We start from the raw sequence: 20839 nt of genomic DNA on the forward strand, positions 1-20839 counted from the left end.
TTTTCTATGTGATTAAATTGTTGTCCTTATATACTTATAAGATTATAAGCGTAAATAATAAATAAGGTTTATGGAGATAATAGCTCCTTGAACATTACTCTTTTTAGATATTACATCCTAAATTTCTAAGTAATACAAATGCACAAAAGGTCTCTTAGTTTTGACCAATGCACTTATTTACTACTAAAATTATTGTTTTATTTTTTTAGGTTAGACTCGTGAATTTCTGTTATTTCTTTTCCTAAAAAAAAGCCAATCGCTATACGTATAATTATTACCATCCCTAATTTGATTAACTCCTCTTGAGTACGATGGATTACTGATTCTATAATATCTGCTGCTATTAAAAAATCTAATGACAATAAAATATACAATCCAATTTTGGAACGTAAATTCTGAATAGAATTAAAAAAAAAGGCTTTAGAGCGTTTAGAGGTTTCATTCTTTATTAATTGAATAAGACCTTTTGTAAAGCCATACATAAGAATAATAACGCCAATATAACTCACTATTTCACTTACGATGCTTAGGCCATCTTTTACATATTCGAGTATCGTTTCCATCAAGACATTTCTGGTTTTACTCTACATGTTGGACATACAAAGCCTGATTTGTCCTTTTTAAGTTTAATTCCATCGACATGATTTACAATAAAATCTTGAATAAAAGCATAATTCTCTTCATGGTTATTCACATCGACTTGCCTGTCTTTATAAAGCTCTCTGTATTTTCCATCATAATTTTGAGTCCCCCAACAATTTGGGCAAACATGTTCTGGTGCTTGTATAATTTCTCCTTTATTTTTTTTAGAAAAGTAGCTTGTAATTGAATTGTATAGGTTCATAAATTAAGGGTTTATTCCGGCGTATTGAATTCCGGTTAGTTTGTGAATATCTAGATTAAACGTACTTAAATCTGATTGATTAAATTTATTGACATTATCATGCCCACAAGAACGCGCAACTACTTTTATCAAGTCATTTGTTGCCGAAAAATAGTTGTATAGTTGTTTTGCAGATTGCTCTATTATAATTCGAGTGCGTAAACTTTCTTTTTGAGTAGCAATTCCTACAGGACAATTATTGGTATTACATGCACGCATCCCAATACAACCTATAGCCTGAAGTGCTGCATTAGATACTGCAATGGCATCTGCCCCCATCATTAACGCTTTTGCAAAGTCTTCAGCCACACGTAAGCCTCCTGTAATGATTAAGGAAATATCTTTTGCTCCTAATTGATCTAAATGCTTTCGCGCTCTTGCGAGTGCAGGAATTGTTGGCACATTAATATTATTTCGTAAAATATTTGGAGCATCTCCTGTACCTCCACCTCTTCCATCGAGAATAATATAATCTGCACCAGCTGCTAGTGCAAAATCTATATCGTCTTCTATACGGCTAGCTCCCAACTTAAAACCAATGGGAATACCTCCTGTTTTTTCTCGTATTTTATTAGCGAAATTTCTAAAATCTTCTACCGATTTAAAATCTGGGAAAGCGGCTGGCGAAATAGCCGTTTGACCTTCTTTTAACCCACGAACCTCAGCGATTTGTTTTGTCACTTTTTCTCCTGGAAGATGTCCGCCTGTACCTGTTTTTGCACCTTGCCCGCCTTTAAAATGAAACGCTTGTGATTGCTGTACTTTTTCCCAAGTAAAACCAAACTTCCCTGAAGCCAATTCATAAAAGTATCTCGAATTATTTGCTTGTTCTTCTGGAAGCATTCCGCCTTCTCCAGAGCAAATCCCTGTTCCACTCATTTCAGCACCTTTAGACAATGCTATTTTAGATTCTCTAGACAACGCCCCAAAACTCATATCGGATACAAAAATTGGCATCTCTAGTTCTAATGGCTTCTTTGCTTTTGGGCCAATAATTACTTTTGTATTTATAACGTGATCGTCCAATAAAGGACGTTTTGAAAACTGGGCTGGTAAAAACTGAATGTTCTCCCATTTTGGAAGCGTGTTTCTATCGACTCCCATTGCTGATGCAGGACCATGCTTCCCATATTTTTTAAGACCATATTTAGCGAGGTCTTTTATATAATTAGTGTAAGGTTCGGTATCTTCAGGATGAGTATCTGCATAAGTTCCTAAATATTCTTCTCTATCGAATGGTTGCGGATGGCTTGTTTCAAATGCAATAACCTCATTTTCATCGACTAATAAAGCATCTCCTTCTATATATTCTTGAAATTTATGAAGTTGTTCAGAATTATTATATTCACTTATCCCTGTATCATATCTATAATCCCATCCATGGACACCACAAATAAGATTTTTTCCATCTATATGTCCGTCTGACAATAAAGCGCCTCTATGATGACACCTACCATACAATATGGAAATTCCTGTTTCGTGTTTAATAATTACAAGGTCCGTATTACTTACTAAAGCATATACAGGCTGTTTTAATTGCAACTCTGAAAGTGTTGCAACTTCAATTTTATTGGTTGTCATTTAATTAGATTTTTGGCTTTTATTTAATAATTAAGACGTATTAACCTCTAAAAACTTTCATTATTAATAAAGATTACAATCTTTTCCGTACAAAACATTTATTTTAGGGGTATTGACATATAATTAGAATTGTAATCTATTTCTTTCTGTTTTCGCATATTACTTAAAACATTACTAACCGTTTGCCTTGAAGTACTTGTTAGAACTGAGATGTCTTTATGTGTTAATAAGTTTTTTGCAACTTGATTATGAGCTACAGTTTCGCCATGCTCGAGAATATAATCTGTTATAAAGTCTTTAATTCTCTCTGCACTGTCTTTATACAATAAGTTTTGCAATCTCCTTTCTAATTTTTTAATTCGTAAACCATATATTTTTATAATCCCATTTTTAAGAGATTTATGTTTTTCCATAAGCCGCTCCATTTCTTCAAACTCAATGTAACATACAATAGAATCTTCCAATGCAATGGCTTGTTCATTGTTTGCTGAGGCTTTATCGTAAAGCGCCAGTTCACCAAACACATGCCCTTTTTTAACGACATATTTAATTGTATTTGTTTTGGAATCTATGATTTTAACCGTTCCTTTTTTTAAAAAGAATAGGCTGCTTTCATTTTTAAGCGAAATTAAATCTCCTTTATTAAAATTATCCATTTCAATAATTTCACAAATGTTCATCATTTTGATTCTGCCCAATTTTTTAAAAAGATTAAAATCTTCTAAAAACCAAAATTTAGTTATTCTCTCCAACGTATTGATAATTAATGCTATCTGTAAATGTAGTCCTTTTTTAATGGCGAAGGAATCATTATATTTTATGAAGTTACTTTAGACGACAATTCACTGCATTATTTACAACGTAAGCATCGTTATATCTAATTTCAAAATGATAAAAAGGAAATATTTGAAGTTTAAGGGTAATATTAGTCTCCTAATTTTACAGGAATTATTTATAGAATACCTCTAATGGCACTCTGAGTTTATTATATTATTTTATGAAGAATTCCATATAGAATATAAAAATAGCCATTATAAAAATAAAATAACCGAAGCCTTTTTTTAATTTTTTACCCTCTACAAAATTTCCTAAATAGCTTCCTATAAAAATACCGAGTAAGGACAGACTTGTAAACACCATTAAAAATGGCCAATTAATTTCCATAGTTAAAGCATCGCCTAAGAAAAACCCCAACAAGGATTTAAATGCTATAATTATTAAAGAAGTGCCTACTGCTATTTTCATTTCAACATTAGCCAATATAACTAATGCTGGAATAATTAGGAAACCTCCACCAGCGCCGATTAAACCAGTTATACCACCAACTAAAAGCCCTTCAAAAATAATTAAAGGATAATTATAACCTATGGTCTCTGCTTTAGGTTTTACGTTTCGTGTTTTAAGCATAGAAAAGGCTGCTGGGACCATAAGTACAGCAAATAACCCAAACATTGCCATACGTCTGGTAAATTGAAAATCGCCAATATTAAAAAGGATATTGGGTAATGCAGGAACAACATAATGCCTTACCAAAGTAACGCCTATAATAGCAGGAATTCCAAAAACCAAAGCAGTTCGCCAGTCAACATATCCTTTTATATGCTGCTTAACACCACCTAACAATGCACTAGATCCAACAATAAAAAGAGAATAGGCTGTTGCCACTTTCTCGTTAACAGAAAACAAATAAGCCAATACAGGGACTGCTAAAATGGAACCACCACCTCCAATTAGGCCTAAAGAAATCCCTATTGCTAAAGCACAAGCATATCCAAAAAGTTCTAACATTTCCATAAGCAGATTTCTATTAATGTTTTCAAAAGTAGGGTTTCGTTAGGTAGTCCACAATATTATTATTGATATAATAAGTTCGCAGAATTAAAACAGTAAATAAATATGGTATGCCTTCTTGGAATATGCTTTTGAATTGAATTAAAAAAGCTTCATATTTCTATGAAGCTTTCTTTCTATTCTTGTTTAAGTAAAAGGGCGTTATGTTTTTTCTAACCTTCTAATGTATTTTACAGAATTAATTAACCACTCTTGTTTTTGTACAAGGGCAATTTCCTAAACCTTGCAAAAAGTCTAGTTCTACAGTTGTAGAATATGTACCGGAATTAAACCTTGATAAATCAAAATCTAATCTATTTCATAATGATAAGTAAACTATTTTCCATCATTAAATCAAATTCTACTCCTGCTTTTTTTTACTTAGACTCCCATATCCATATATATGGTTTCATGACTAACATTATATTCTCTATTTAAGACCTTTCCTTTTTGTAATAAGTTCTGAGTACCACTTCTGATACCTTAACAACAATACTTGCTGCCTAAGAGTTTCGGTTGGGAATACTTTATCATCTATTATTTCGCATCTACAAATTAGTTATTTACAAAACGTAACAGTCATATATTCTTTATCTTTATACGAAATTACACTTTAGTTACCTTCTTTGTATAGTACTTACATGTATACCAATAATAGAAGCTATTTTTTATTTGTGTAAATCCCAATTGTAAGAGATATTTAATTTGATACCTTTGTTTTAAGATCAATTATTTATAATATTTCATTCAAGACGAATATAAATATTAACCTTAAAACTATTGCTGTTAAAGTCAGTAGATTTTAATATTTATGTTGCAATTTTTTCTTGAACTTAGAGTGTTTTAATGCGTTAAAAAAATAATGAAAAAAAATATCTATTTATTAATGAGTTTGCTCATATGTAATGTGCTAATTGCACAAGAAGTTAATATTTATGTCTCCGGAGGTGATCCTAATAATAACGACACTGGAGCTGGAACAATAAATGATCCAGCACTATCATTAAAAAGAGCTCAAGATTTAATTACGATGCCAGGTGCTACGACATACAATATACTTTTAATAAACAATGGATTTAACATACTGCCTGGGGATAATAACAATAATTGGGTAGAATGGAATAAATCAGGATCTGCTGAACACCCTATTTATATTAAATCAGCAGACCCTTGTGATAGAGCTACAGTTTATAGAACTAATGCTTGTTTTGGTTCTTTTTTAAACTTTAAGAATGTTAATTATGTACATATAAGAAATATCATATTTGATAACGCAACTGAAGCTATTGCCCTTTTTAATACTAATCATTGTTCGGTTAAGTATTGTGAATTCAGAGGTGCTAATTGTATTCAAAGACCATTGCTTGAAAGATCCAATAGCGGAGTGACTGAATATTTTCAAGATGGGGGAGGCACTATATGGGTTGGAGTTCTTATAAATGAATGGAATAGTAATTCTAATCTTACTAGCAATTATAATGAAATCTCTAATAATAAAATGAATACTATGGCTCTTAAAAATAATTCTGTAGCCCACGGTATATATATTTCCGATTTTGCTAAACATACAATTGTTAAAAATAACACTATAAATGAACCTGCTTTTACACCTATACATTTTTGGCATAACAACTATCAAAACAACAAGGTGATACAAAATTTAATTCAGCTTGAAGATTTTGAAAACATTGTTTTACCTGATTATGCAAATATCACTATTGATAATATCGCTCTAAAAGCAAGAAATAAAGGAATATCATTATCATACAAAGCAAAACCAAACCATCCTGAATGTGAAGATAATTATCATAATATCATAAAAAATAATTATATTTTTGATCTAGATAGTGACTCCCCTGTTCATGTAGCCTATGATTGCTTAGTTGAAAATAACCTTAATACTATTAGTGAGAATTATTTATCTGATTCTTTAAGACCTAACGACCCGTATTGGTTAGGTTTTAATGCAGAGATAATGACAGGTTTGACTATTTCTGGAGATTTTAATAATGATGGCAAAGATGATATAGCTTCATTTTATAAAGATGATAGTGACATGTCAAAGTTATTAGTATGGCATGGCACAGAAAACAAAGCATTTACTTTTTTAGGAGAGAATGGTTCGTGGAATTCTTCTAATTTTAATATAGATAAAATTAGAGGACGAGTAATTTCTGGAGATTTTAATGGAGATGGTAGAGATGATATCGCAGCTCTTGAAGATACTAGTACAAATTATGGAGGTAGTACAGGGACTTCGCAAATGAGTGTTTGGATATCTAATCCTGATTCTAGTACATTTACAAAAGAGACATGGTGGACATCTTCAACATCTACCTATGGTGCAAATAATGTAACAGAAAGAATTGTAGCTGGAAATTTTACAGGAGATGATAAAGATGATATTGCAGCCTTTTATCGTTACGGGCATACCAGTTTAGCTCTTCATATATGGAAAAAAGAAGAACATTCAAATTCTTTTGAAAACCCTGCTACTTTCTGGAAAAAAAACACTGGATATCAACCAGATAGAATAACAGGACGTGTTTTAGCAGGAAACTTTGGGGATAATAACTATGATGATATCGTCGCTTTTTATGATTATAATGATGGTCATACTCGTATACATAAATGGCGAACTAATAGTACTGGAACAGGTTATATTGGTAATGGTCCCTATACATCATGGATTGCTGAACAAAATTACCAAGCACATAGGATAACAGGTAGAGTGATTGCTGGAAACTTTAGTGATAATGATTATGATGATATAGCTGCTTTTTATGATTATGGTAATGGGCATACTCGTATTCATAAATGGCGCACTAATAACGCTGGTAATGGTTATATTGGAAATGGTCCTTATACATCGTGGATACATGAAGAAGGATATTCAGCAAACAAAATAACAGGGAGAATCCTTGCAGGGAATTTTGGTGGAGATACTTATGATGATTTAACTGCGTTTTATAACTATAATAATTGCAACGGTAATTTAAGAACACATGTATGGGAATCGGTTAACGCTATATTTAAGGATACTAATCCTTCATTAGGTTATCCTTGGTTATTATCTAATTTACTAAACTATAAAGCAAATGATTTAATTGAAAATGAAAAATCGACAACAGTTACTAAACTACAAAATTTTGTAAAAGCTTATCCAAACCCTACTAATGATTTTGTCGTTTTCGACTTTAAAATATGGCCAATAGAATTGAAAATATATGACATAAACGGGAGACGAATATTTTCAAAGAACATTAATGACAAGTCTTATAAGTTGAATGCATCAAATTATTCAAAAGGCCTATATATATATAAAATTTCTCATAATGGTGAAACGCATATTGGAAAGCTCGTTTTCAACTAAATTAAAACGAGAGTAAAATAACAAATAGAAGAAAAAAATAACCTACTATAAACGCCTCTTAGTAGTAAACGAATAGAATATTGGACACAGAATTTTACTACAATTTATCAATACAACATTTTAATTTTAACTAAAAAACATTGTTGTTTAGGATCAAAATACAAGGATAAAAGAATTAATTGAAATCATCAAAACTGTACATAGAACAAAAAACAAATGGATACGCCAAACTTAGTATTACACCTAAAAAAGAATGACTTTACGCCGTTTTAAAGTAGCAAAATTAAACAAAACACTTAGTTGTCAACATCCTGTTGAAGTAATACACTCGGCTAAAATCTCTTTAATAAAAAATAAGCTTCACAAAAAGTGAAGCTTATTTTTTATTTTTATTAACAATTAATTAACCACTCTTGTTTTTGTACAAGGACAATTTCCTAAACCTTGTAAAAAGTCTAGTCCAACAGTTATAGAGTGTGTACCAGAATTAAACCCTGATAAATCATTCATTGTTATTTGATAAGAATAAGCGAAATAAAAATCAGATTTCTTACCTCCAATCATTGGTCCAACATTTAAAGGTTTAACAATTTGATCGGTAAGCACGCGTACAGAAGCTCCTATCCAATAATAATTATCGTTCTTACCATATTTTCTATATTTAAAATTTGCATCGATACTAGAACGCCTATCGCTATTGAACATTTGATAAAACACCGAGGGTTCAAATTCTACATTTTTATTACTCCCACTTTTTATGATATATCCTGTATAGATTTGATAGTTTAGAAGTAAGTTGGGCTCTATTCCCGTAAACTTATCTATATCTTTTGCTAAGACGTTACTCGCATTAAAACTTAAATAGAAACCAGCTTTTCGATACAAAGCACTTACATCAAAGTTATTATTAGATACAGATCTATCGTTAGTTATATTGGGGTCTACAATTGGGGTATCAAAAGTAGATTCAAAATTATTAATCTCGATCCTAAAACTATTTATATTATAGGATAACCCAAAAGATAAATATTGTTTTGAGGGATAATCTAAAACTAAATGTTGTGCAAATGAGAATTTAATTCCTTTTTGTACCGTATTCCCGTTTCTATCGTTATATAAAGATAGTCCAACACCTGTACGGTTAGCAATTCTAAGATCTGCATACAAGGCTTGATTATCTGGTGCTCCTTTAATACCAACCCATTGTGTTAACCCATTGGCCCTAATCCTAAAATTATCACCTATACCAGCATATGTTGGAGAAATTACAAAATTATTATCTGCCAAATATTGAGTAAAAACAGGTAAATTCAATTCTTGTCCGTAACTATTAATGGTCATAACCAATAGGAGGAAATATAATGTAGGGTTTTTCATTTGAATGATTTTAATTTTAAATAATTACTGGCTACTGCTATCTATAGAGGGTGAAATGACCTACAAATTCGCCATCATTTATGGGGTCATTAAGCTGTACAACGTACCAATAATCTCCAGTAGGCAATTCAATTCCATTGAATTTACCATCCCAATATTCTCCTAGACGTAAAGTAGCAACCTTACGACCATATCGATCAAAAATAGAGACCTCTAAATCCTTATAATTGTCGGCACAACCAGGCGCCCATCCATCTGTAATACCATCATCATTTGGGGTGAAATAATTTGGAATACAAACATCTACAAACTCTAATTGCTTAGTTGCTTCAGCTTGACAACCATTACTATCTGTAATGATTACAGTATAAGTTCCTGATTCAATGATAGTGAATGTACTATTATTACCTTGCGAAACACCATTAACAGTATACTCGTACACTCCTGATCCACCATTGGCTATTGCAACAATTTCGTTTAATGCACCATCTATTAAAGTAAGACTAACTGGATTGAGTCCTATTATGTTAAACGCATCACTGGTTACTATACAACCGTTAGGGTGTGTAACTTCAACAGTATGCCCTACTCCTATAGCAACATTCATAAAGACATTACTAGCTTGAGAAGCTCCGCCGTCTAAAGCGTATAATATTCCTGTAGTATCTGTTATACTTTCATCCAATGTTACCGTAACCATATTACCAGGAACGTTATTTTCACAGGTATACTCTACAATAGGAATGGGATCTAATAATACTGATTCTGGTAAGAATATTCCAAAATTAGATTCACATCCAGCACCATCAGTCACATAAACTGTTTGTGCACCTCCTGTTACTTGTGTAAAATTAAAATCTACTTGATCGAGTGTTCCTGCTGTATAATCAAGTCCATCTAAACTCACATTATATGGAGCTGTTCCTCCAGAAACAGTTACTTCTATCTCTCCATTTCCATCGCCAGCACAAATTTCATTACTTACAGAAGCAAAACTAATAAGCAAAGCATCAGGTTGGGTTATACTAAAATCAATAATAACATGACATCCTAAAACATCTTGCACTAAAACTTGATAATCACCAGGAGCAAGGTTTTCAAATGTGTTGGTATCGAAAAACTGGTTGAATTGAGGAGAGATCGCATATTGAATATTTCCTGAACCACCTTCAGCTGCTATAACTACAGATCCATCTTCTTCTCCAAAACAAGTGACATTAGTTACTGTAAAAGGAGCAGATAATGGTGCGTCTGGCTCTGTAATTTCTATGACTCCTGTTATTTCCGAACAGTCATTACTATTTACAGTTATTTGGTAAGCCCCAGCAATAAGATCGGTGAATACCCCTGAGTCATTTTGTACGTCTGGTAAAATCCCATCTGTATCTTGTAAAACATACACATAATTTCCTAAACCTCCTTCTGCGGTTGCTACAATTACACCTGTATCATCTCCTGTACAGTTAATCGTTGCATTAGTAGCATCTAACATTATCTCCAATGGAGGTAACTCTTCGATCGTTATATCATTAGAAATATTTTCTACACAGCCATTGTTATCTCTAACATAGTAAGAATGAGTCCCTACTGGCACAGAGAATGTTATTGACGTGCTAAAAGAACCTAAAATTGTTGTAAAGTTAATATTATCGCTATATGTATATGGTCCTGTTCCGCCAGTTGCGCTCAAGGTAAGTGTTGCGTCCTGTAAACATGTTTGCGTTGTTGTGGTAACCAAACTCGCCTGTATTGGAGTCGGTTCGTTTATAATTACATTTGCAGAATCAAAACTACAATTATAAATATCGGTTATAGTCACAGAATATGTTCCTGATCCTAATCCTTCAAAAACTGGAGACGTTTGTGGACCAGATTGAGTTGCACCAGGTGAAAGCATATTAAGCGTATACGTATAGCTATTTCCTTCTCCACCTGTAATACCACTTGCCGTTATAACTGCGTCTGTATCTCCAAAACAAGACAATAAATTTGTACTTGCACTAACTGTTGCAGTTATTGGAATAGGCGTAGACAGCGTGACAGTATCGAATGCGATACATCCTTCGGTGTCTCTTACATTAACAGTATAGACCCCAGAACTTAAACCTGTAAAAGTAGCATTAGCCGAATACGGAGCAATAACTGTACCTGCTAATACCAATTCATATTCATAAACATTACTCCAACCTCCTGTAGCGACAGCTACTATAGTTCCCTGATTATCGTCACAGGTAACATTAGAAGTTTCTGTTGCTGTAACCGATAACGGGACTGTTGGTGCTGTTATAGTAAAGCTCTTGCTCGTTACACAAAATGGACTATTAATTAACGTTGCATTTATAGTATAGGTTCCTCCTGATAAACCTGTAATATTAATTGGGCCAGCATTTGTGGTTGTTCCCGTAGCTACCTGGTTATTTGAAGCATCGTCTATGGTATAGTTAAATGGTCCTGCTTGGTCCGGATTTGTTGGCGAGATAACCAAATCGATTAAGGTTATATCAACACTACCATCGGTATCATCAAAACAAGTAACATCTACCACTGCATCTATAGTAAGATCAAAAGTATTCGGATCGTTTACAAAGTGTACGGTTTGCAGACTACATCCTGTATCTATATTTTCAGCAGTAATAATATAATTACCAATATCTAAACCAGTAAATAATCCTGTAGTATTGGTTTGACTATAAACGCCACCTATTATAGCGCCATCTACATCTTCAATAGTGTATTGTATATTAGCTGGAGTAACACCTGTAGTAGTTGTTACAGCAACCGTAACAGCTTCAAGACTATTACACGTAATCGCATTATCGACTGTTACACTTATAGAGTCTAAATCAATAAATGGATCTATAATGATTGCTGCTGGAGTGCTTCCAATACATCCTTGATCATCGTAAACATTTATAGTATAAGAACCTCCAGATAAATCCGATTCTGTATATGCATTGTCATTACCAAACTGAACTACCGTTCCGTTATTTATAAATTCGTAGTTAACATAAGTTCCAGAACCTCCGGTGACACCTGTTACAGTAATCGTTGCTAAGTTCATTGAATTGGTACCTGGATCACAAATGTATTGAGCAACTGTTGCTGCTGGAACAGTAATAACAGCAGGTTCTATTACATTTATAGTTTCAATAGATGAACAACCTCTACCAGAATTTGCTTGCACAGTATAAGTTCCTACAGCTAATCCTGTAAAAATATTAGATGTTTGAGCAGCTACTGTTATTGGTGCTATAATCTCGTAAGTGTATATTGGATTATCATTACTTGGATCTAAGTTTACTGTAATAACACCATCATTACCACCATTACACGTTACATCTTCTGTCGCTAGGGTAAAGTTTACTGGTGTTGCAGCATCTAAAGTTACTGCAATATCTTGTGTACATAAGGTTACTCCGTCAGTTAATGTTATGGTATATGCTCCCGATGGCACTCCAGAAAAGACATTCCCTGTCAAGTTTATTGAAGCTGGATTTGGAAGTATAGAATATGAATATGTCCCAGAGCCACCAACTGCTGTTACCGTTATCTCTCCATCATTATCGGCACACGTTGGTAATGCTGTTATTCCAGGCGTTAAACCTAATGGTGCCTCTATATTTATATTTACAGCATTGCCACATCCATTAACATCGTTTACTTGAATCGTATGATTTCCAGATGATAAATTTGAGATAGAGAATGGTGCCACCATAGTTTGAAATGCGCCACCATCAATACTATAACTATGAGGCGCAACACCAACTGTTGTTAATATCACATCTATTGTAAAAGTTCCTTCATCTGCCGTACATTGATTATTCAATGTTGCTGCCACTACAGGAGTTGCATCCATTGGTAATACTTGTACAGGGCTAGATACAATACATCCAAAAGCATCTAAAACATGAACATAATAATTTCCAGCATCCATATTAAATGTACTATTAGAAGCCCATGCTGCATCTGTAGCAAGCGGAGCACCTGGAGTGGTTGTTATTTGATATTGATATGGCATTGTTCCATTATGACCTATTGCACTAATAACTCCCGAATTTGGATTACAGTTTGCATTTTGATCTATTGCTGCTGTTAAACTTAAAGGAATCGCAGATTCTGTAATATTAAAAGGCGCTGTAACAATTCCACATCCGGAATTAGATCCTGAGGTCTCATTTATTAATACATAATAAGTTCCAAATGGTAGCGGACCAAGGTTATTTACAGATAAGGAACCTCCTGCAGGTACAGTTCCCGAACCACTTACACCTGTAGAGATTAACGACAATGAATCAAATATCTCATAATCAATATTGGTTGCCGTTCCATAAATACTATTCACAGTAAAAGATACATTTCCATCTGCACTTCCTACACATGTAATGTTATTTGAACTTACAGCACTAGTCGTTAATGTTGAATTTGTTGGTATAGGCGTTGTTGAGGGTTCATAATAACTACAATTTGTAGAAGCATCATATACAATAAAGGTATAAAGTATCCCTGGTGTTAATCCTGTAAAGGTAGCCGTTTGACTTCCTGGAGAATCTTCAGGAATCCATGCTCCTGCAGGATTTGGATAAATAGCGCCTTGATATACACTAAACCAAAAAGGACCGCTACTTGCCAAGGTTGTTCCTACGCTAACTACTGCTTGCCCTCCTGTAGTACAGTCTACAACAGGTGCGATAGTAATATCTAAATCGTCTGGTGGAGAAGCAACTAACACATTTTGTTCTAATACCGAACATCCATTAGCATCAACAACATTAATTTCATATAATCCAAAATCAATAACATCAAAAGAAACCGATGTTGTTCCTAAAGCATTAAGTTCTGAATTCGCATAATTATTTGTGCCCGTTACAAAATAGTTATATGGTGCTGTACCGCCTGTAACACTATCGACAATTACAGACCCTTGAGAAACCCCTGTTGCAGTACAAGTAATATCTACGGTATGATACATTACCGAAATAGGATCGGGCTGCGTTAAAGTAATAGTCTCTGTATCTGTACAAGATTTTGAATCTGTTAATGTTATAGTATAAGTCCCTGCTGGTAAACTAGACGTTTGTGTTCCATAATCTACACCTGTCGTGTCATTAGTTACATTTATTTCTAAAGCTGGTGTACCTACAGTATTATCAATTATAATTTCTATTGCGCCATTTGTGTCTCCATTACAAAGTATCGGTTCTATTTGAGTTACCGATATTATTTCTGGCATCGAAATAGGTAAAATTGTATTCACAGCGGATTCAACACTACAGCCTTGAGCATCTGTTACTTGAAATTGATACGTTCCTGCTGTTGCTGTTGAATAAACAAATGGTGTTCCTGTTGCTCCTAATGCTGCATATGCACCTCCATTTATAGATACCTCGTAGGTATATGGTACATAACCACCTGCTATAGTTCCTGTTATTATGGCATCTGGAGAAACAGTACAATCTAAGTCTTTAGTTAAAATAGTGCTTAGCGTTAACTGCTCTTCAATAGTCTCTGTTGCTAATGTTACAGTACAACCAAAAGCATCTCTCACAATTATTGTATAATTGCCTGGTACTAGTGTATGAAATATATTACTAGATTGAAATGGCCCTCCATTTATGTTATATTCAAAAGGGGCTTCTCCTGCAGAGACACTAACTTCTAAAGTTGCTCCATTCGTACTATCATAGCAAAAATCTGATGTTGAACTTATGATTGCTACTGGCGCTGTTGGCGGATCTAATGTAAGAGTTGTCGATTCCATACAACCAAAAGCATCTGTTACTTGTACAGTGTAAACTCCTGAGGCAACATCTGTTAAAATTCCACTTCCAGGAAAATTAATTACCGTAAATGGTGTTACCGTATCTATAAGTTCAAAAGTATAATTTTGCGTGCCTCCTGTTGCGGAAACTGTAACTGTAGCGCCTTCAATACATGTAACCGGCGTATTATTTACATTTAATGCTAAAGCCGCTGGGGAATCAATCGCTTGTGTAAAAGTAAAAAAACAGGTATCTACTGCATCATCATAGCGTATTTGTATGTTATGTGTTCCATCAGCAAATCCTAAAATAGTATGAGGCGATGTCAGTTGTGTTATCCAAGTTCCGCCATTATCAATAGAGTACTGAAATCCTAATGCTGGATCAAAATTTTGTGCCGCAATAGTAATTGTACCATCTGCAGCGCCAAGACAAGTAACATCTGTGCTTCCTGTTATATCGGCTGAAAAAGCTTCTCCTGGTGGTACTATAAAAGGGAAATCAACAGAAGTTGTACAAGCTATAGGTAGTTGAAATACTCTAATATCGTCTATTGCAACATCATTACCACTGGTTTGCTGTACATTAGATCTAACAATAAATTTCAAACTTGTGTTGGCACCCGGATCTAAGGTTATTGGAGTTGTTGGATAATGTACCCAATCTTCTGTTTTTGGAATTTCACCAGTATTATACCAAGAGATTTCTGTTCCAGAAGCATCAACCAAAGCAACTCTTAAATTAGGATTAAATTGCGTATTACCGATTCTAAGTAAATTCATTGCAAAGAAATCTACATTAATTGGTTGATTAGGGATAATATCATTAATCTGTTTTTCATATAAAATTTCCGTTTGAGGAATCGTAGCCCCAATATTAACAACCATATATCTTCCATCTGGTGTTGGTGGAGTCGTTTGCGGAGTATGATCTGTTGGATTTATCCATGCAGAAAATGGGCTTACAATATTAGACGTAACACAATAATCACCATCATTAATGGCTATACTTCCATTACATTGTGTTGCAGGCACCTGTCTTTCAAAGCAATAATAAACAGCATTTATACCAGGTGAAGTTGTATCATCACCATAACCAAATGTTTCATATAATAGATTACTATATGTAGGAACATTTACTAAAGTGTATTCTACAGTTATAGTATGCGAACCTACAGGGACATTTAAAAATGTTTGAGGATCTGCCGTATTTGTATTAGTAACTCCGTCTAAAAGATATTCATAACTAAAAGAATCGCCTCCAGAGTTAGTAACCGTAACCGTAGCATTAGCAGAGCCATCACAATTATATTCTGTGTCACTCAAATCTATTGTTGGCGATTCTGGTTCTGGATCTAATACAACTGTAGTCATAGGGTAAATACACCCATTAGCATCTCTTATATATACCGTGTAAGTACCCGGCGTAAAATATGCTTCATTATTAGCCGTCCAAGTTGCTTGATTATCGAAGCTGTATTCGTAGAAGTTTGGTGCAGGAAATGGTGTTCCGCCTTGGGGGTTAGTGATTCGTATTAAACCTTCACCATTTGGGCCACAACCTGCTAATTCTGAAACCCCTGCTGAAGCTGTTAAGGCATCATCGGGTTGCGTTATAGTAATCGTTTGTGCATCTGTAAAACATTCAGAACCGCCTAATGAATATTTGATTATAACATCATAAACACCAGTTCCTAGGTTAGAAAATATTGGACTTACAGTATATGTAGCTCCATTATCTATGCTATATTCTAAAGTATACCCATTAGTATCTGTTACGTTAAATTGAATCTCTCCTGAATTATCATTATAACATAGTATATCCGTTTGACTAACCGTGTATACAGGAGCAGGATTATCTTCTACTGTTATTGATGTTTCTGCTGAACAGTTATTAAAATCTACTACTGTTACATTATATACTCCAGCAGTAGTAACAACAATTTCTGGAACTGTTTGAAAATCTGTTGCGCCATTTACAAAATAAAAATATGGCGGCGTTCCTCCTAATGGGTAAATTGTAATCTCACCATCGGTACATGTTAATGGCACTGTAAGTGCAGAAGTTACGGTTAATAATGGTGGTTCTACAATGGTTACATCTTCAGTGTAAATACAACTATCGTCTGTATCAACATTTACAGTATAACTTCCTGGGTTTAAGTTAGAAAAAGTATAATTATTTTCAATGATTGGTCCTACACTATTTATCAGTGTTGTACCTTGATAAATTGAAAAGTAATATTGTGGGTCAGCATCATTTACAGCAACCATTATACTCCCTTTATCTCCATTACAAAGTGGTTGTGCTATAGTTGTTGAAATGCTAACGTCTCGCGCTCTAATTTGAAGATCTGGAATTGTAAATACACAAGGATTGGTTGGAACATCTATTTGTCTGATGTAAACAGTATAGAAACCAGGAGTATTGATAGAGAAAGTATTACTAGCTTGATAGTTTGAACCATCTAAACTATATTCATACCCTGAAGGTACACCACCTACCGTTATTTGTCCTGGTGTATCACAGATAATATCTTCTGCTATAGCAGTAGGGTCTAATAAATTTTGATAAACATTAAAAAAGAATTGATTGAAACAACCGCCATCGTAGTTAATTGTTAATCTATATTGGCCAGCAGCATTTGCTAAAAAATCTAGTCCTGTTGCGACTTGCGACCATGTACAAGTGGCGTCCTCATTGGCACAATCGGAATTAGAAACCATAGGGCAACTCGCTTCATCTAACTTTTCCCATATAATAGAAGATACAGACGATAAATTCGTTTCAATAAAACGGGAATCATCGGCCCCACATAAATAAATATTTGGTAACTCTTTACCGTTGTTTGGACAGATAACAACTTCATCTGCATAAGGAATCACAGGGTTTGTTACGTTAGCACCAAAACTAGTTACTGTAAATACCTGATCTATAGATTGACAAGGAGCTGGCGCTTCATTATGCACATAATAAGTTCCTACAGCTGTTACTGTTAACGTTTGATCATTCCCAATTACTGGGGTTCCTGTAGGACTTGTAGACCAAGTGTAAAAATCGTATCCATCTGCAGCTGTTAAATCAACACTAGCACCACAAAGCACTTCACTTTCGCTAAAAGTACAATCGTCTATATCGACAAGAAAATTTGTCGCTTGAGGACTTAATAAACAGCCTGTATTACTATTAACACTAGGGTCATCCGAAATAATAAAATTAGGATTATAATCCCCTTGATAAGTTGCAAATGCTTGATTATTTACAATATTGGAGCAAGCATCATTTAATTCATTACAGCTAGGCACAACTTCAACCTCTATTCTAATTTCGGAATAAGGATCGCCTTCTTCAACATAAGAATTTTCAACACTAAAAATAATTTCTCGTGTTGCAGGGTCATAACTAAGTACTGTAACACCTGGCGGTAATACCAATCCAGAAGGGTAGTTAAAAATAATATTTATAGGAAGAATATCTTTGATGATTAAACTTGTAGCATTATCGTTTCCTATGTTCTGAAAGCCTATAACATAATTTAAAGGTTGCCCAAATGTTACATTTTGGCCACCAATATCGGTACCGCCGTCATCTTCAACTATTTTGGTAAGTAATATGCTTGGTTCTATTATTTCAACTGCTAGCGCGAAAAAATACTCAAAATACTGATCCCCTGTACTTTCTAATCGAACTGTTGCCGATGTTGCATCGTTAGCAATGACGTTATTCCCTGGATTAGGCACGACCATAACCCCTGTATCAAACCCTAAGGTATTAGCACTGTTAGGATTTCTATTATTTACTGGTGTAGCACTAAGCTGAGTAACTGAACTATTAAAAAAATTAGTCCCCGGACGGTCTGCTGTAGACATATTAAAACCATTAATTAGCAAACGATCCCCTTGTATTGGTTTATCGCCTTCTAAAGCTGCAAAAGCAAAATTTGCTCTTACTGGTGCTGGCGCAGGTATTGTTCTAAAACCTGAAATTGGAATATCTAAATTTACAGAGCTATTAATACTACTAAAACCATCAAAACTGGTAATAGATTTCCCTGGTAGTGTAGGATCTTCATAAACCACAAAAAGAGACCACCCAGCAGAAAGCCCTGTCCCATTATAAGGATCAAAAGTACTGGTTTCTCCTTCTAATGTTGAGACATTTGCAACCGTATAAGTTCCTTGATCATTAGCTAAACCTGTTACAATAGCTGTTACATCAGCATAACATGAATAGGGTAAACTTTGTCCTGTAGGATTACCATTTGCATTATAAATAATTTCTCCTGTTATATCGTTATAGCCACCTGTAGGGCCTCTAAACTTAACATTAGTAATTTCTTCATCGCCTTTTGTAACCGCTCCCCAATACAATCCGGCATAAACAATATTATAACAGTTTGGATTTGGGATTACCAAATCTGCGCTTGTAGAGTTAAATGTTGAAGCATCTCCATCTATGTCGATATACCTCATATCAACCTGATGATTATAAGCCCCTAAATCATTAAAGGGATTATTATTGGGGCCTAAAATATTATTTCCTATTAAAAGGATATCTCCTTTTAAATCCTGATCATATCTAGGGGTAAAAGGGGCATAATTTTGAGCAAAAGATTGAATGCTCAATAGTAAAAATGAAACTATAAGAGGGATTCTCGAAAAAGTAATATTTTTCATAGTAGGTAGGTTTTAAAATTCCTTATTTCTCCGAAGAGAATTACAAAAGGGTATTATGGGAATTGGGGATTAATTGTTTTGTACCAACTTCTATATTAATAAAAGTGTTCTCATTGTTAAATGATGTACTTCTTTTTGGTTCTGTTCGTTCTTCATAATTATTTTATATTATATATTTCTCCTAAGAGAATTGTAAAAATGGGGCTTATTCATTTATTTCTAATTGTTAATTTTCAATTTTAACAATAGACATTTTACCGTTATATGGCTTATTTCCTTTTGATTTCATTGCGTTATTCGCTTCACCAATTGTATTAAATTTCGAATAATAAATATAGTATTTACTTGTATTCACATCATGAAAGAAATCGATATTAGATTCTCCTGCTGCTACTGCCTTCTTTAAAAACTCATCTCTTTTTGCAACGTTTCTGTGAACAGCGATAATTAAATAATATCCATTATCTACATTTTTAACATTCTTTAAAATCTTGATATTATCTGTCTGTACTTCTCCAAAATCAAAATCTTCAGCTTTTAACGGTACAGGACTTAATGCCGTCGTTTCTTTTATTCGCTTTAATGCTACTTTATTTTGGACAAACCTATCTTGTTCATTATCGTATGCCGCGCGTTTTATCCTTCTTTTTCTTTCAATTTCTATTGCGACTTTAATTTCTTCTAATTTAGCTATTAAATTGTTTTTAAAAGTTACTGATTTTATCTGATCTCTTTTTAGTTTTTCTATCTTTTTTTGATAATATTTATTCGTTTCATCATCTTTATTTGGCACTTTTTTAAGTCGATCTGCATATAACCTTTCTAATCTTGCTATTTTTTCATTTTGATCTTTAATAACATTATCTAATTCTGTTTCCAGAGCTTTTAACTTTCTTTTTTCTGCTGTTACACTTTTAAACGCTTGAGGTGCTTTATAAATTCCTTTCTCACTTAAATCATTTTCTTCTTTTAAATCTTTAAGTTCATCATCTTTAGCATCAATGGCGTCTTGTAATCTTGTCAACAATTCATCTTGTTTATCTTTAGAACCTTCTGTCGATCTCTTTAAATTATTCAATGATTTTGCAATATCGTCTGTTGCACTTAGCGCTATTCTTTCTAATTCAGCTTCATCTTGTTTCGCTGCGGCAGCATCCGCTTTCGCTTTTGCTAGTCTTGCAGCTTCGGCTTGTTTCGCCGCTTCAGCAGCATCCGCTTTCTCTTTTGCTAGTCTTGCAGCTTCGGCACGTTTCGCCGCTTCAGCAGCATCCGCTTTCTCTTTTGCTAGTCTTGCAGCTTCGGCACGTTTCGCCGCTTCAGCAGCATCCGCTTTCTCTTTTGCTAGTCTTGCAGCTTCGGC

Annotated in this window: 8 protein-coding genes and 1 pseudogene; 1 reads left to right on the plus strand and 8 read right to left on the minus strand. The window is 34.0% G+C overall.

Annotated elements, in window-relative coordinates; all coding sequences use genetic code 11:
• Positions 1 to 197 precede the first annotated feature (197 nt).
• The 5 genes from AC2D8I_RS14060 to AC2D8I_RS14080 form a co-directional block, all read right to left on the minus strand.
• The gene (locus AC2D8I_RS14060) at positions 198 to 563 is read right to left on the minus strand and encodes a DUF1622 domain-containing protein (RefSeq protein ID WP_484706658.1); all 366 of its coding nucleotides are present in this window, start codon (positions 561 to 563) and stop codon (positions 198 to 200) included.
• On the minus strand, positions 563 to 844 hold the full coding sequence (locus AC2D8I_RS14065; protein ID WP_484706659.1) for a hypothetical protein: 282 nt from the start codon (positions 842 to 844) through the stop codon (positions 563 to 565). Before AC2D8I_RS14065 ends, AC2D8I_RS14060 begins: the two co-directional genes overlap by 1 nt.
• Before the next feature lie 3 nt (positions 845 to 847).
• Entirely contained in the window at positions 848 to 2464 is a 1617-nt protein-coding gene (locus AC2D8I_RS14070; protein WP_484706660.1) for a glutamate synthase-related protein, read from the minus strand.
• A 98-nt stretch (positions 2465 to 2562) separates the two neighbouring features.
• Positions 2563 to 3147 carry a Crp/Fnr family transcriptional regulator gene (locus AC2D8I_RS14075; RefSeq protein ID WP_484706661.1) on the minus strand — a complete coding sequence of 195 codons (585 nt, stop codon included), beginning with the start codon at positions 3145 to 3147 and terminating at the stop codon, positions 2563 to 2565.
• Between the two features lie 307 nt (positions 3148 to 3454).
• The gene (locus tag AC2D8I_RS14080; RefSeq protein ID WP_484706662.1) at positions 3455 to 4258 is read right to left on the minus strand and encodes a sulfite exporter TauE/SafE family protein; all 804 of its coding nucleotides are present in this window, start codon (positions 4256 to 4258) and stop codon (positions 3455 to 3457) included.
• Between the two features lie 898 nt (positions 4259 to 5156).
• Here AC2D8I_RS14080 and AC2D8I_RS14085 point away from each other — a divergent pair.
• Positions 5157 to 7667, plus strand: coding sequence for a T9SS type A sorting domain-containing protein (locus tag AC2D8I_RS14085; RefSeq protein WP_484706663.1), 2511 nt, complete (start codon positions 5157 to 5159; stop codon positions 7665 to 7667).
• A 399-nt stretch (positions 7668 to 8066) separates the two neighbouring features.
• Here AC2D8I_RS14085 and AC2D8I_RS14090 read toward each other — a convergent pair whose 3' ends face one another.
• The 3 genes and pseudogenes from AC2D8I_RS14090 to AC2D8I_RS14100 all read right to left on the minus strand — a co-directional run.
• Positions 8067 to 9044 carry a PorP/SprF family type IX secretion system membrane protein gene (locus tag AC2D8I_RS14090; RefSeq protein WP_484706664.1) on the minus strand — a complete coding sequence of 326 codons (978 nt, stop codon included), beginning with the start codon at positions 9042 to 9044 and terminating at the stop codon, positions 8067 to 8069.
• Between the two features lie 37 nt (positions 9045 to 9081).
• Complete coding sequence (locus AC2D8I_RS14095; protein ID WP_484706665.1) at positions 9082 to 19479, minus strand: T9SS type B sorting domain-containing protein; 10398 nt, start codon at positions 19477 to 19479, stop codon at positions 9082 to 9084.
• Positions 19480 to 19705: 226 nt separating this feature from the next.
• A pseudogene (locus tag AC2D8I_RS14100) lies at positions 19706 to 20839 on the minus strand (PorP/SprF family type IX secretion system membrane protein); the annotation flags it as partial.

This window comes from Lacinutrix sp. YIN62 (genome assembly GCF_057219185.1).